The following is a 14,796-nucleotide window of genomic DNA, read 5'->3' as shown; positions in this document are numbered from 1 at the left end:
TCAGCCCATGTGGGGGTAGCCGTACTCGGTCGGCGGGACCAGGGTCTCCTTGATGGAGCGGGTCGAGGTCCAGCGGAGCAGGTTCGACGCGGCGCCGGCCTTGTCGTTGGTCCCCGAGGCGCGGCCCCCGCCGAAGGGCTGCTGGCCGACGACCGCGCCGGTGGACTTGTCGTTGATGTAGAAGTTGCCCGCCGCGAAGCGGAGCTTCTCCATCGCGTCCGCCGCTGCGTAACGGTCCGCGGCGATGATCGAGCCGGTCAGGGCGTACGCCGAGACGGACTCCATCTGAGCCAGCATCTCCTCGTACTTCTCGTCCTCGTAGACGTGCACGGCGAGGATCGGGCCGAAGTACTCGGTCGTGAAGACCTCGTTCTCCGGGTCGGTGCAGACGATGACGGTCGGGCGGACGAAGTAGCCCTCGGAGTCGTCGTAGGTACCGCCCGCGACGATCTCACAGGTCGGGTCGGCCTTGGCGCGGTCGATCGCGGCCTTGTTCTTCGCGAAGGAGCGGTCGTCGATGACAGCGCCGATGAAGTTGGTCAGGTCGGTGACCGGGCCCATGGTGATGCCGTCGACCTCGGCCGCGAAGGCCTCCTTGAAGCCGTCGTTCCAGATGGAGGCCGGGACGTAGGCGCGCGAGGACGCCGAGCACTTCTGGCCCTGGAACTCGAATGATCCGCGGGTCAGGGCGGTCTTCAGGATCGCGCGGTCCGCGGACGGGTGCGCGACGACGAAGTCCTTGCCGCCGGTCTCGCCGACCAGGCGCGGGTAGGACTTGTACGTCTCGATGTTGTTGCCGACCGTCTTCCACAGGTACTGGAAGGTCTTGGTCGAGCCGGTGAAGTGGATGCCTGCCAGCTCCGGGTGGTTCAGGGCCACCTCGGACACGGCGATGCCGTCGCCCGTCACCAGGTTGATGACGCCCTTGGGCAGGCCGGCCTCCTCCAGGAGCTCCATGAGGAGGACGGCGGAGTGGGTCTGCGTCGGGGACGGCTTCCACAGGACCACGTTGCCCATCAGGGCGGGAGCGGTCGGCAGGTTACCGGCGATGGCCGTGAAGTTGAAGGGCGTGATCGCGTAGACGAAGCCTTCGAGCGGGCGGTGGTCGCTGCGGTTCCACACGCCGGCGGAGTTCGCGACCGGCTGCTCGGCCAGGATCTGGCGGGCGAAGTGGACGTTGAAGCGCCAGAAGTCGACGAGCTCGCACGGGGTGTCGATCTCCGCCTGCTGGGCGGTCTTCGACTGGCCCAGCATGGTGGAGGCGGCGAGCTTCTCGCGCCACGGGCCGGACAGCAGCTCGGCGGCGCGCAGGATGATCGCCGCGCGGTCGTCGAAGGACATCGCGCGCCAGGCCGGGGCGGCGGCCAGGGCGGCGTCGATAGCCTCCTGGGCGTCGGCCCCGGTGGCGTTCGCGTAGGTGCCGAGCACCGACTTGTGGTCGTGCGGCTGGACCACGTCGAAGCGCTCGCCGCCGCCCATCCGCTTGACGCCGTTGATCGTCATCGGGAGGTCGATCGGGTTCTCGGACAGCAGCTTCAGCTGCGCCTCGAGACGCGCGCGCTCCGGGGTCCCGGGGGCGTACGAGTGGACCGGCTCGTTGACCGGCGCGGGGACCTGGGTCACAGCATCCATGGGGCTGATAACTCCTTAGACCTGGTTCTTGGCTAGTTCTTGGTGATCATCGAGCGGACGAAGAACAGGAGGTTGGCCGGCTTCTCCGCGAGGCGGCGCATGAAGTAGCCGTACCAGTCCGTCCCGTACGCGGTGTACACGCGCATGCGGTGGCCTTCGGCGGCGAGCCGCAGGTGCTCCTCGCTGCGGATGCCGTACAACATCTGGAATTCGTACTCGTCCAGCTTGCGCCCGGCCTTGCGGGCGAGCTCCTGGCCGATGGCGATCAGGCGCGGGTCATGGGACCCGATCATCGGGTAGCCCTCGCCGTCCATCAGGATCTTGAGGATGCGGACGTACGCCTTGTCGATCTCGGCCTTGTCCTGGTAGGCAACCTCGGCGGGCTCCTTGTAGGCGCCCTTGACGATCCGCACGCGGCTGCCGTTGGCGGCCAGCCGGCGGGCGTCGGCCTCGGTGCGGAAGAGGTACGCCTGGATGACGCAGCCGGTCTGCGGGAAGTCCCTGCGCAGCTCCTCGTGGATGGCGAACATCGAGTCGAGGGTCGTGTGGTCCTCGGCGTCCAGCGTCACGGTGGTGCCGATGGCGGCGGCAGCCTCCACGACCGGGCGGACGTTGGCGAGCGCCAGCTCGTGGCCGCCCTCCAGGGCCTGGCCGAACATGGACAGCTTGACGGACATCTCGGCCTTCTCGCCGAGGCCGAGCTCCGCGAGGCGCTCGATGAGCTGGAGGTAGGCGTCACGCGCGGCGTGGGACTGCGCCACCTCGGTGATGTCCTCGCCGACGACGTCGAGGGTGACCTCCAGGCCCGCCCTGGTGAGGTCCTCGACGATCGGGATGACCTGGTCGACCGTCTCTCCGGGGATGAAACGGTTCACCACGGGCTTGGTCACCGGGGCGGCAGAGACGATACGACGCATCTTGTCGCTGCGCGAAGCGGCGAGGATCACGGGACCCAGCACGGGGCACCTCCAGCGGGTGGCAGAAGAAAAGCGCAAGTGAAACCACCGTGAAACCTAAGGATCGCTTCGATCCTCTGCCATCGACAGCTGTCACGCATCCGTGTCCGCGATCTCATACATCTGTCTGAAGACGATGGCCGCGGGTGGGAGAATGTCCGCGTGAAGGGCGATTACCAGGACCTGGTGGACGAGATCTCGGCGCTGCTCGGCGCCCCGGCGACCCTTGAGAACCGGGACTTCCGCCTCATTGCCTTCGGCGCCCACGACAGCGACGACGATCTCGCGATGGACCCCGTGCGCACCCGGTCGATCCTGACCCGACAGTCGACGGCTGCCGTCCGTGCCTGGTTCGAGGGCTTCGGCATCGCCCGCGCCACCGGCCCCGTCCGCATCCCGGCGGCACCCGACGCAGGCGTGTTCCGGGGGCGGATCTGCCTGCCGGTGCGGTCCCGGGGCGTCGTGCAAGGCTACGTGTGGCTGCTCGACCAGGAGCCCGGCACGCCCGGCCCCGACCCCTCTGCGCTGGCCGCGGCCATGGAGGTGGCCCAGCGGATCGGAGTGCTGCTCGCCGAGGAGGCGAAGGCCGGAGCGGACCTGTCACGGGAGTTCCAGGCGGTGCTCACGGCGGCGCGGGGGTGGCAGCAGGACATGGCGGTGGCTGCCCTGCGGGCCGCCCTCGGGCCGGGCGGGGACGGCCTGCACGCGGCGGTCTGCGTGACGCCCTGGCCCGACGAGGCTCCGGCGTCCGTACCGGGCGCGGCGGCCGTGTGCGTCGTACCCCGGCGGGGCGGCGGCGCGGGCGAGCCGGGCGAGGTGCCGGCCGCCGGGCCCGCGGGCGGCCTGGCTCTGGCTCTGCTGCTCCGGCTGCGGTCGACGGACGCGCTGGCTCCGGCCCTGACGGCGGTGGCACGGCTGCTGCCGCGCGCGGCACGGCCGACGGCGACCGCGGCCGCTGCGGGCTCCGCCGCATCCCGCTCCGGGGCGGCGGCCGGCGCGTCCGCGGCCGCCGGTGCCACCCCTGCGGCCGGCGCGCTCCGGATGACCGCGGGCGTCGCCGATCCCCTCCGCGGCCTCGCCGACCTGCCCGCCGCCTGGGAACAGGCCGTCGCCGCGGCTCGCGCGGCGGTCGCCGAGCCGCGACTCGGCCCGGTTGCCCAGTGGTCGCAGATCGGCCCGTACCGGCTGTTGGCGAACCTGGCCGCCGACCCGGTGGACGATCCGGCGGCCCGCACCCTGCTCGCCCCCGCACACCGCGAACTGGCCCGTACCGCCGAGGTGTTCCTGGACTGCGCCGGCCAGGCGGGCCGCGCCGCCGCCGCCCTCGGCATCCACCGCCAGACGCTCTACTACCGGCTCGGCCGCGTGGAACAGCTGACCGGGCTCGACCTCGACGCGGGCGAGGACCGCCTGCTGCTCCACATGGCCCTGAAGGCCTCCCGCCTGGCCTGAGATCTAGGATCCGCAGCTTCGTTAGCAGTAAAGGTGGTTCGTTAGAGACGGGGTGCTTCTCCACCCCCGACCAGGCCGTCTCCCCCAGCGTCCCGACATCACCCGCGAGTGGCTGCACCACGAGTACGTCGAGCGTCAACGCGACATGGCCAACCTCGCCCGTGAACGTGGCGTCACCCACTACCACCTCACCAAACTGGCCAGGGGCTGGGGTCTTCCGATCCGCAGCCCCGGTGCCCGGTACAACGCCATCGGCCACCTTGCCCTCTCCCGGACACCCTCCCCAGCCATCCGAGCCGTGACCATGTGCGCGGCCGCGCTGGACCGCCTGCGAACCATCGTCCAGGTCCCCGGCCGCAGCAGCTTCGCCGCCGCGGCGAGGGCCATCTACCAGGGACGCGACAGCGCCCTCAGGCAACGAATCCAGGGGATCGAGGAGGCAGTCGGCTTCCGCGTCATCGACCGATCCGCCAAACCGCTCGCCCCAACGGAATACGGAAGCAAGTTCCTCCACGAAGCGACAGACATCCTCAAGATTGCTGACCAGGCACCGGCCTCATCGCCGGACGTGCTGCCATCTGGCAAACCGGGCCGAAGAAGCATCCCCACTCACAAGCCGCTGACGCCCACTCAGGAAACAGGGCGGCGAGACGAGGGGAGGCGAAGAATCTCCTCCTGCTACAGCAGAGGAGCTACACCCCTTATGAGCATTTAGCTGCAATTTGTTCATACGGTCATGCGTTTGCCGTTTTCCCCCTTTTTCGAAGAGTCCTATTTCCGGTCAATCTATTTGAGCATCGAATTGTAACCAATTCTGCATGTATGCGCAGCGCGCGAGTGGGAGGCGCTGGGCGCCGAGGGGCCTTACGAGGGACGGGCGACTGAAGTTTCGTGCCCGTCAGGGTCGAAGGAAGCGGAACGGTGGTCGCCGCCGAAAACGGGCCACGGCCACTCGCATCAGCCACGAAAATTCAGCCCCATGCATCGACAACGACCCTATGTTCGATCAATCCGTTGGGGTCGCTTCCTGCTGCCCCAACTTCAGGGTTCTTCGAATGAAGGGCGCAGTGCATGCGAATGAATCTAGCGTTCCGGTCCCTCGGGGCCGGAGCGTGTACCGCTGCGATACTCATATCGGCTGCAACAGGTGCGACGGCGCAGCCTTCCAGTCCCACACCTTCGGCCGGAGGGCCGTCGCCAGACGCCGCCTCGCCCTGGACTGCAAAGGAAGCCCAGGGTCTCTTATCACCGAAACGCATGGCAGCGGCCCAGCTGTGGAACCCGCAGGTCGGTTCGGATCCGACAGGCCGGTCACTGGGTTCCCGGTTCCCGACTCAGAATGCGGAAGGACCTGATGCCGGAGTCCTCTTCCGTATCACTAAAGAGGGCGTGTATTTCTGTGGTGCGGGTGTCATCTCAAGTCCGCACCGCAACCTGCTTGCGACGGCCGCCAGCTGCTTGACCGGGGACCCTACAGATAGGCTTGCTTTCGCCCCGCAGGTCCTCAAGAACGCCGCCGGTTTACTGGAGGCGCCCAAGGGTGTCTACGCCGTCAGGAAGCAAGGAAACCGGTCCCTCGTGTGGACCGGCCCCGAATCGGGCGGCGCCGCATCGAGGGTCGCTGTCGGCTTCGCCGTGGTCGACAAGGGCATCAAGGGCGACCAACTTGAGGACACGGTCCCTGGCCACCGGCTGCTGGCCGACGGCGGGTACGCGCACGGGGGTGTTCGGATCGCCGGCCACGGCGTCTCGGAATCGAGGCCGCCCGCAGCGTGCATCGGCGACACATCCGAGGCGGCCGTGACAGGCGCCCAGAATCCGTACCTGCAGATGGACTGCGGCAAGGCTGGCGCGGGACTCGCCGACGGGTCTGTCTTCATCGCCGACTACGACGCGAAGACGCGTGTCGGCAACATGATCGGCGTCTCGCAGCGTGTCGCCGCTCCTGGCAGCCCTTCCGTGACCTACGGGGCGTACTTCGACAACCCGGTCCAGGCCCTCTACGACGAGGCCGTTCGCGGCAGCAGGCCGACCGTGACACCTCCGATCACACCGCCCGGTGCCAGCCCCTCACGGCCGACCCCCCGTCCCTCGCCTTCCACCTCGCCCTCCTCGTCTCCCAAGACGCCGGACCCGGTGACTCCCGACGGCGACGGCCTCAAGGCGACGCCTGCCCAGATCGAGGCCGCGAAAGCGGCCGAGGCATATTGGACGCCGGAACGCATTGCCAAGGCCACGCCCGTGGAGAGCGGAAAGCAGTCCGCCCCCGGAGCTGCGCGCGAGAACGGCGTTGCAGCAGTCGCCCCGTCCCACTTCGACAACAACGGCGTCGCGACGGTGGGCGTGTTCCTCATCAACGAGGACGATGATCCCCAGTCGGACCCGGGTGGCCGCGACCAGTTCTGCTCCGCGAGTTCCGTGGCCTCACCGACCAAGTCGCTCGTGCTCACCGCAGCGCACTGCCTGAACGACAACGATCGCTGGAAGCGCCTCGCCTTCGCACCCGGCTGGAAGCCGGACCCCGCGAACCCGAACCGTGGAATAGCGCCATACGGAATCTTCCCAATGGTGTCGGGAAAGCTCTACATCGACGGCAGGTACCTCACCCAAGGGCCGTCCAAGGCAGATGACCTCGACTTCGCGTTCATGCGGGTCGGCCCCAACTCGAAGGGCCAATTCCTCGAGAACGCCACCGGAATGGGCAACTCCCTCACCACTCTCTCCTCGCAGCAGCTCAGCCAGAAGAACGTAAGCCTCTTCGGTTTTCCCGGCGGTTCCAAGGCGCCGCTCGTCTGCCCCTCGACGAACACCACTGGATTCTCCGGACGGTTCCTGAAGATCGCCTGCAAGGGCTACGCAGGCGGTGTGTCCGGCGGTCCCTTTCTTCGCAACTTCGACGGCAAGCGCGGAGATGTGATCGGCGTCATCGGCGGATGGAAGACCGGCGGAACCATCGACGACGAGTCCTACTCCTCCCAGTTTGACGCGGATATCATACGGCTCTACAACCAGGCGGTGAACGACTACGAGCCCGACAAGCCCACCGGCGGGACAATGGGCGGCGGAGACCTCTGGAAGCACGCCACCGGTGCCGCATCCGGCTCCTTCCACACCAGCTCCCAGGAATTCGGCGACTCGGACCTCATTGTCAAGTGGGATGACGGAGAGGTCACGCTGTACCCCGGCGATCAGAACTTCGGCTTCTACGCTGGCTGCAAGCCCGGCGAACCCTGCGAGACGCAGCTGGCCAAGCCCAACGACATGTGGAAGAACTACGCAGACGTCATCACGGCAGGCGACTACGCAGGCACCAACGCCTACGACCTCATGGTCAAGTGGGTGGACGGCGAAGTGACGATCTACCCGGACGTCAGCCAGAACACCAAGCTCCCCACCTCGCTGGACGAGCACCTGCCCAACGAGATCACCCTCGCCGCACCGGACTCGGTCTTCAAGTACGCCCGCGGATTCGCGACCGGCAAGTACGGCGGCAACCAGTGGCCCGACGACTTGATCGTCCGCTGGAGTGACGGCGAGGTCACCAAGTACACCGACATCGACGGCGCCGGACTGCACGGTGAAGAACAGCTCGCAGCACCGAACGATCTCTGGAAGACCGCGAGCCTTATCACCGGCGGTGACCTCGACGGCGACAGTAATGGCGCTACCCCCAACCACGACCTGCTTGTCGTGTGGGCCAGCGGGAAGGTGAGCGTCTTCCCCGACGTGAACACAGGCCGGCTGCAGAACGAGAGCGTCGTCGCATCAAGCTCCACATGGACCTATGCACGCGTGATCGCCCTGGGCGAGTACGGCATGAACGACTGGGAGGACGACCTCTTCGTCCGCTGGTCGGACGGCGAGGTCACCGTGTACGGGAACACCCAGGCCGACGCGCTCGGCCGCGAGTACCAGCTCGTGCCGCCGGCTCCGGCAGGCTTCGCAGCTGCGGCAGGCGCCGTCCGCCCGGACGACCCCTGTGCGAAAGTGTGTGGACCGGAACTGTATCGCCGTAGCCACTAAAGCCCCCTAGCGGTGGGGGGCTTCGCTCGGACCGAAGCCCCCCACCGCACGAACCAAGGACACTGCTGTGCGCATACCAAGGCTCCTCATCCTCTTAGCCGTCACTACTGCTCTTGCCGGATGCAGCAGCCAGGAGGATCCGGCCTACGAGGCGGTGTGGGAGTCGGACGACGCCCTGCAGAGAGCGCAAGCAGTTCTGAAGGACGATGACGCCTCGGCGCAGCGCGTGCGGTTCGGTTCTCCGCACGTTGGCTCAGGCATGAACGAGAAGCTCGAGACGAGCGGTGACAACGCCTACCGCTTCGATGTCGTATGCGATAGCGCAGACGTTCGCAAGATAACGGTCTCCCTCACCCGGGAAGCATCGAAGAAGCAAGTCGACGTGACATGCGCGGGTACCTCACGCAAGCGGCCCACACGTATCAACTTCCCCGCCGGTCCACCCGTCACGGTGACGGTCGTACCGGCATCGGGCGACCTCATGGGCCTGATCGTCTGGGAGCTCAAGACCGTCGACCCAGCGAATGTGCAGGGCTGCGCCGACGAAATCGCGGGCTGCTAAACGGAGAAGCGTCGTTGGGCACAGTTCGTTTCGAGGGGCGGCGCTGATCAAGCAGTGTGGGCGTACTGCTGCCGCTTGGGGTCGGCGCAGACGGTGAAGCGCGAATCCGGAGGACAGCTTCCGTTTCGGGAAGGCCGCGCGAGTTCAAGCCCATTAACTCAACGTGACCCCAATGGGTGTCGCTCAGCCCTCGATTGCTCACAGTACGCCAACAGCGCTTACTCCCCGCGATACGCATTGCCTCCAACACTGCAGGTCGAAGGTCCGCCCCTGCTCACGAATCCGCGGACCCTACATGAGGGGCCCCGGGCCGGCCCGGGGCTGCGCCCGGCGCCCCGCCGTTTCGGGTCCGCGGCCGTCGGCCGGGTGTGGCGACTCCGGGCTCCGGCTACCCCTGCGGCCGGGTCATCGCCTCGGCGGCCCGGCGCATGCCCTCGGTGAACTCCTCGGCCGTGGCCGCCGACTCCGGGTCGAAGAGCCACTGGATCATCAGGCCGTTGAGCAGCGCCTGGTAGAAGGAGCCCAGGGTGCGCACGTCCCGGTCGTCGAGTTCGCCCTCCGGGGTGCCGGTGAGCATCGAGATCAGCCCGCGGCGCCCCTCGGCCTGCGAGGCGGCGAGCAGGGTCCGCAACTCGGGCCGCTGGTCGCGGCCGAGCGCCACCTCCAGGCTCGCCGCCCAGACGGGTGCGGACTTCTCGTGCTGCGCGATGACGCCTTCCCACAGTGCGCGGAAGCGCTCCAGCGATCCGCCCTCACCGGCCAGACTGTCCTGGAAGACCGCCCCCCACTCCTCCATCAGGCCGATGAACGCCTCGGTGAGCAGGGCGTCCTTCGAGCCGTAGTGGTAGCCGATGGAGGCGAGGTTCGTCCCCGACGCGCTGACGATGTCGCGCGCGGTGGTGCGCACGAACCCCTTCTCCACCAGGCACTTCTTGGCGCCTTCGAGCAGATCTTCGCGATGTCCCATGCCCTCACCGTAGCAAGACGGATGTACCAGACGACAGTCCCATACAAGCGTTTCACACGCTTGTCATAGACAGACGTTTTATACATGTGTACGTTTCTCGGCATGTCGAACCCCTCCGCCACAGCACGCCTCGCCGGCCGCCGCGAATGGACCGCCTTCACCGTCCTGTCGCTGCCCCTGCTCCTGGTCTCCATGGACGTCTCGGTCCTCTACTTCGCCATCCCGGCGATCACCGAACAGCTCGACCCGAGCGCCACCCAGCAGCTCTGGATCTTCGACAGCTACGCCTTCGCCCTCTCCGGACTGCTGATCACGATGGGCTCGCTCGGCGACCGGATCGGCCGCCGCAGGCTGCTGCTGATCGGAGCCGGCGCCTTCGGCATCGCCTCGGTGGGTGCCGCCTACTCCACCAGCGCGGAGATGCTCATCGCCGCCCCGGTCCTGCTGGGCATAGGCGGTGCCACACTGATGCCGTCCACGCTGGCACTCGTCCGCAACCTCTTCCAGGACGACGGCCAGCGCGGCAAGGCCATCGCCATCTGGTCCGGCGCCATGACCGGCGGCATCGCGCTCGGATCGGCTCAGCGGCATGATGCTGAACCACTTCTGGTGGGGCTCCGTCTTCCTGGTCAACGTGCCCGCGATGGCCCTCCTGCTCACCCTGGTCCCCTTCCTGGTCCCGGAGTTCAAGGACCCCGCCCCCGGCCGCTTCGACCTGCTCGGCGCCCCGCTGTCCGCGGCCGCCGTACTGCCGGTCGTGGACGGCCATGATCAGCCGTTCGCTGTTCCGGGGCCGCGGCTTCGGCTCCGGTATCGCCCTGAACACCCTCGCCGCCTTCGCCATGCTCGGCTCGGCCTACTTCACCACCCAGTACCTCCAGTCGGTATTCGGCATGGGCGCACTGGAAGCCGCCCTGTGGAGCCTCGCCCCCTCCGTTGTCATCGGCGCGGCGGCCCCCGCCTCCGCCGCCCTCGCCCGCAGGACGGACCGGGCCCACGTCGTCGCCGGCGGGTTCGTCCTCGCCGCCGCCGGCTGCTCGCTGATCGCGCTGGTGGGCACCGACTCCCTGTGGCTGCTGCTGACCGGTACCGGTGTCCTGGCCTCGGGCATCGTCGCCGTGATGTCCCTCGTCTCCGACTTGGCCCTGGGCGCGGCCCCGGCCGAGAAGGCGGGTTCCGCCGCCTCGCTGCTGGAGACCGGCACGGAGTTCGGCGGCGCCCTGGGCATGGCGGTCCTCGGCAGCCTGGGCACCGCCGTCTACCGCAGCGACCTGGCGGGCGCCGAACCGACCGTACGGGAGACCCTGGGCGGCGCCGTGGCCACCGCGCACCGGATCGGCGGGGCGGCCGGTGCGCAGGTCCTGGCCCCGGCCCGCGAGGCCTTCGTCCACGGCATGCAGTACGCCGCCTGGGGGGCCGCGGCCTTGCTGCTCGGGGCGGCCCTGCTGGCCGCGTCCCTGCTGCGGGGCATCGGTGCCCCCGCCACGCCGGAGCCCGCCCGGGGGCCCGGGGCGCGGGAGCACGAGGCGGCGTACGACTGACCGGACGGCGCGACGCATCCGGAGAAACGCGGACGGGCCCGGGGTCTCCCCCGGGCCCTTCCCCGTCTCACTGCTGTGGCGGCGTCAGGCGAGGCTGACGGTGCGCGCCGAGGCGGCGCCGATCTCGGCGGCGATGTCCGCGAGGACGCCCGCCGGCACCTCGGCGTCGACGGTCAGGACCGCGAGGGCCTCGCCGTGCTCCTCCGCCCGGGCGACCTGCATGCCCGCGATGTTCAGGCCGCCCTCGCCGAGGACGCGGCCGACGGTACCGACCACGCCGGGACGGTCGGTGTAGCGCAGCACGACCATGTAGTCGGCGAGCGCCAGGTCCACGTCGTACTCGCCGATGCCCACGATCTTCTGAAGGTGCTTCGGGCCCGCGAGCGTGCCGGAGACGGAGACCTCCTGACCGTCCGAGAGGGTGCCGCGCACGGTCACCACGTTGCGGTGGTCCGGCGACTCCGAGCTGGTGGTCAGACGCACCTCGACACCGCGCTCCTGCGCGAACAGCGGGGCGTTGACGTAGGAGACCGTCTCGTCGACGACGTCCTCGAAGACGCCCTTGAGCGCGGACAGTTCGAGCACCTTGACGTCATGCTGGGTGATCTCGCCGCAGACCTCGACGTCGAGGCGGACCGCGACCTCGCCCGCGAGGGCTGTGAAGATGCGGCCGAGCTTCTCGGCGAGCGGCAGGCCCGGACGGACGTCCTCGGCGATGACGCCGCCCTGGACGTTGACCGCGTCCGGCACGAGCTCACCGGCGAGGGCGAGGCGCACCGACTTGGCGACCGAGACACCGGCCTTCTCCTGGGCCTCGTCGGTGGACGCGCCGAGGTGCGGGGTGCAGACGACCTGGTCGAGCTCGAAGAGCGGGGAGTCCGTGCAGGGCTCCTTGGCGTACACGTCCAGGCCGGCGCCGGCGACGCGGCCCTCCTTGAGGGCCGAGTACAGGGCGGCCTCGTCGACGATGCCGCCACGCGCGGCGTTGACGATACGGACCGACGGCTTGACCTTGTGCAGCGCCTCGTCACCGATGAGACCGAGGGTCTCGGGGGTCTTGGGCAGGTGCACCGTGATGAAGTCGGCGACCTCCAGCAGCTCGTCCAGCGTCAGCATCTTGACGCCCATCTGGGCGGCGCGCGCGGGCTGGACGTAGGGGTCGTACGCGACGATCTTCATACCGAAGGCCGACATACGCTGGGCGACGAGGACGCCGATGCGGCCGAGGCCGACGACACCCAGGGTCTTCTCGCTGAGCTCGACACCCGTGTACTTGTTCCGCTTCCACTCGCCGTTCTTCAGTGCGGTGTTGGCCTGCGGGATGTTGCGGGCCGTGGCGACGAGCAGGCCGCAGGCGAGCTCGGCGGCGGTCACGATGTTGGAGGTCGGGGCGTTGACTACCATCACACCGGCCTTGGTGGCGGCGGAGACGTCGACGTTGTCCAGACCGACGCCCGCGCGGGCGACGACCTTCAGCTTCCTGGCCGCGGCGATGGCCTCGGCGTCCACCTTCGTCGCGGAGCGGACGAGGATCGCGTCGACGCCGGCGATCGCGGGCAGCAGCTCCGCGCGGTCGGCTCCGTTGACGTGCCGGATCTCGAAGTCCGGACCGAGCGCGTCCACCGTGGCGGGCGACAGCTCTTCGGCGATGAGTACGACAGGTTTCGAGCTCACGTGGGTCATCCTCACAAGTCCAGTGCGGACGGCCGTCCCGACGGCCGCAGGCGGTGGAGGGGGTAGCCGCGTGGAAGACGCACGACACTGTGGGCCTGACGCGTATGTGTTGAGCAGTGTAGTGGCGTCAGCGGACCGGTTTTCCGCCTGTACGGAAGGATCACTCTTCCGTGGTTGGCCGGGGTGGACAAGCAGGGCCCGTCAGGGCTCCGTCCCGGCGCTCCGGTCACCGGTGCGGCGAGTGCCGTACCGCGCGGCGGGGCCGGGACCCGGCGTCCCGACCCCGCCGCCGCGAGATCAGCTCTCGTCGCTGTCGACCCAGCTCATCAGCTTGCGCAGCTTCTTGCCCGTGGTCTCGAGCAGGTGCTCCGAGTCGGCCTTCTTGTACTCGTTGTACTTGGGCAGACCGGCCTTGTACTCGGCCATCCACTCCTCGGCGAACTTGCCGCTCTGGATCTCCTCGAGGACCTTCTTCATCTCGGCCTTGGTGGCGTCGGTGATGACGCGCGGGCCGGTGATGTAGTCGCCCCACTCGGCGGTCTCGGAGACCGACCAGCGCATCTTCTCCAGGCCGCCCTCGTACATGAGGTCGACGATGAGCTTCAGCTCGTGGAGGCACTCGAAGTAGGCGATCTCCGGCTGGTAGCCCGCTTCGGTCAGGGTCTCGAAACCGGCCTTGACCAGCGCGGACGCGCCACCGCACAGAACTGCCTGCTCACCGAACAGGTCGGTCTCGGTCTCCTCGGTGAAGGTGGTCTTGATGACGCCGGCGCGGGTGCCGCCGATACCGGCCGCGTACGAGAGCGCCAGGTCGAAGGCCTTGCCGGTGGCGTCCTGCTCGACGGCGGCGATGCACGGAACACCGCGGCCCTCCTCGTACTGGCGGCGGACCAGGTGGCCCGGGCCCTTCGGGGCGACCAGCGCGACGTCCACGTTGGTGGGGGGCTTGATGAAGCCGTAGCGGACGTTGAAGCCGTGGCCGAAGAAGAGCGCGTCGCCCTCCTTGAGGTGGTCCTTGATGGACTCCTCGTAGATCTCGGCCTGCAGCGGGTCCGGAGTGAGGATCATGATGACGTTCGCCCACTCGGCGGCCTCGGCCACGGGGACGACCTTCAGGCCCTGCTCCTCGGCCTTGGCCTTGGACTTCGAGCCCTCCTTCAGGCCGACGACGACGTCGACGCCGGAGTCACGGAGCGACAGCGCGTGGGCGTGGCCCTGGCTGCCGTAGCCGATGACCGCGACCTTGCGGCCCTGGATGATGGACAGGTCGGCGTCGTTCTCGTAGAACAGCTCGGCCACTGGGATATCTCCTTGGTGCGCTGGTGTTGCTCCCACCGTACGGCGGGGAACGGAATCTGAGTTTGTCGGTCTCGCTATGCGGGCCGAGCGTGTCTGCCGCGGCATCGGCCGCGGCGGCCGCTGTGTGGCGCGGCCGCCGTATCGGCCGGATCAGGCGCTGCGGTCGAGCGCGCGCAGGCTGCGGTCCGTGATGGACCGTCCGCCTCGCCCTATGGCGATCGTGCCGGACTGGACGAGCTCCTTGATGCCGAAGGGCTCCAGCATCTTGAGCATCGCGCCGAGCTTGTCGGAACCGCCGGTCGCCTCGATGGTGACGGCCTCCGGAGAGACGTCGACCGTCTTGGCGCGGAACAGCTGGACGATCTCGACGATCTGCGAGCGGGTCTCGTTGTCGGCGCGGACCTTCACCAGAACGAGTTCGCGCTCGATGGCGCTCTGCGGCTCCAGTTCGACGATCTTGAGCACGTTGACGAGCTTGTTCAGCTGCTTGGTCACCTGCTCCAGCGGGAGGTCCTCGACGTTGACGACGATGGTGATGCGGGAGATGTCGGGATGCTCGGTGACGCCGACCGCGAGGGAGTCGATGTTGAACCCGCGGCGGGAGAACAGGGCGGCGATCCGGGCGAGGATGCCGGGCGTGTTCTCGACCAGGACGGAGAGCGTGTGCTTGGACATGTGAGGCGTTCTCTC

10 protein-coding genes and 1 pseudogene are annotated in these 14,796 nt (G+C 68.4%); 5 read left to right on the top strand and 6 right to left on the bottom strand.

Annotation, left to right across the window (positions count from 1 at the left end):
- Both pruA and ACFW2G_RS21820 read right to left on the bottom strand, forming a co-directional pair.
- Positions 1 to 1,632: an L-glutamate gamma-semialdehyde dehydrogenase gene (gene pruA, locus ACFW2G_RS21825; RefSeq protein WP_384451632.1), complete on the bottom strand. Its 1,632-nt coding sequence runs from the start codon at positions 1,630 to 1,632 to the stop codon at positions 1 to 3.
- A gap of 32 nt (positions 1,633 to 1,664) precedes the next feature.
- A complete protein-coding gene (locus ACFW2G_RS21820) occupies positions 1,665 to 2,591 on the bottom strand; it encodes a proline dehydrogenase family protein (protein ID WP_037928183.1) in 927 nt (308 codons plus the stop codon).
- Positions 2,592 to 2,750: 159 nt separating this feature from the next.
- Between ACFW2G_RS21820 and ACFW2G_RS21815 the strand changes: the two genes are divergently transcribed.
- From ACFW2G_RS21815 to ACFW2G_RS21800, 4 genes are all read left to right on the top strand, one after another.
- A complete protein-coding gene (locus tag ACFW2G_RS21815) occupies positions 2,751 to 4,040 on the top strand; it encodes a CdaR family transcriptional regulator (protein ID WP_037928180.1) in 1,290 nt (429 codons plus the stop codon).
- A gap of 145 nt (positions 4,041 to 4,185) precedes the next feature.
- Positions 4,186 to 4,755, top strand: a complete 570-nt coding sequence (locus ACFW2G_RS21810) for a LysR family transcriptional regulator (protein WP_384582350.1) — start codon at positions 4,186 to 4,188, stop codon at positions 4,753 to 4,755.
- Between the two features lie 542 nt (positions 4,756 to 5,297).
- Positions 5,298 to 8,063, top strand: a complete 2,766-nt coding sequence (locus ACFW2G_RS21805; protein ID WP_384582348.1) for a trypsin-like serine peptidase — start codon at positions 5,298 to 5,300, stop codon at positions 8,061 to 8,063.
- A 67-nt stretch (positions 8,064 to 8,130) separates the two neighbouring features.
- Complete coding sequence (locus tag ACFW2G_RS21800; RefSeq protein ID WP_384582346.1) at positions 8,131 to 8,625, top strand: hypothetical protein; 495 nt, start codon at positions 8,131 to 8,133, stop codon at positions 8,623 to 8,625.
- Positions 8,626 to 9,013: 388 nt separating this feature from the next.
- Here ACFW2G_RS21800 and ACFW2G_RS21795 read toward each other — a convergent pair whose 3' ends face one another.
- Positions 9,014 to 9,592: a TetR/AcrR family transcriptional regulator gene (locus tag ACFW2G_RS21795; RefSeq protein WP_384451636.1), complete on the bottom strand. Its 579-nt coding sequence runs from the start codon at positions 9,590 to 9,592 to the stop codon at positions 9,014 to 9,016.
- Positions 9,593 to 9,694: 102 nt separating this feature from the next.
- On the opposite strand from ACFW2G_RS21795, the pseudogene ACFW2G_RS21790 reads away from it, so the two are divergent.
- A pseudogene (locus ACFW2G_RS21790) lies at positions 9,695 to 11,133 on the top strand (MFS transporter).
- Positions 11,134 to 11,217: 84 nt separating this feature from the next.
- Here ACFW2G_RS21790 and serA read toward each other — a convergent pair.
- The 3 genes from serA to ilvN form a co-directional block, all read right to left on the bottom strand.
- Entirely contained in the window at positions 11,218 to 12,807 is a 1,590-nt protein-coding gene (gene serA / locus ACFW2G_RS21785; protein WP_384582344.1) for a phosphoglycerate dehydrogenase, read from the bottom strand.
- A 297-nt stretch (positions 12,808 to 13,104) separates the two neighbouring features.
- Positions 13,105 to 14,106, bottom strand: coding sequence for a ketol-acid reductoisomerase (ilvC, locus tag ACFW2G_RS21780; RefSeq protein WP_037928172.1), 1,002 nt, complete (start codon positions 14,104 to 14,106; stop codon positions 13,105 to 13,107).
- Between the two features lie 150 nt (positions 14,107 to 14,256).
- Positions 14,257 to 14,781, bottom strand: a complete 525-nt coding sequence (gene ilvN / locus ACFW2G_RS21775; RefSeq protein ID WP_037928169.1) for an acetolactate synthase small subunit — start codon at positions 14,779 to 14,781, stop codon at positions 14,257 to 14,259.
- Positions 14,782 to 14,796 lie beyond the last annotated feature (15 nt).

This window comes from Streptomyces sp. NPDC058880, from assembly GCF_042742535.1.
Lineage (GTDB): Bacteria > Actinomycetota > Actinomycetes > Streptomycetales > Streptomycetaceae > Streptomyces.
The sequence above is the reverse complement of the archived record's forward strand: the minus strand, read 5'-3'. Positions and strand labels throughout refer to the sequence as shown.

What these genes read in the sequence shown, in the direction of transcription:
- ACFW2G_RS21810 (WP_384582350.1), top strand. Translation starts at nt 4,186, where the DNA reads ATGGCCAACCTCGCCCGTGAACGTGGCGTCACCCACTACCACCTCACC.
- ilvN (WP_037928169.1), bottom strand. Translation starts at nt 14,781, where the DNA reads ATGTCCAAGCACACGCTCTCCGTCCTGGTCGAGAACACGCCCGGCATC.
- ACFW2G_RS21805 (WP_384582348.1), top strand. Translation starts at nt 5,298, where the DNA reads ATGGCAGCGGCCCAGCTGTGGAACCCGCAGGTCGGTTCGGATCCGACA.
- ACFW2G_RS21795 (WP_384451636.1), bottom strand. Translation starts at nt 9,592, where the DNA reads ATGGGACATCGCGAAGATCTGCTCGAAGGCGCCAAGAAGTGCCTGGTG.
- pruA (WP_384451632.1), bottom strand. Translation starts at nt 1,632, where the DNA reads ATGGATGCTGTGACCCAGGTCCCCGCGCCGGTCAACGAGCCGGTCCAC.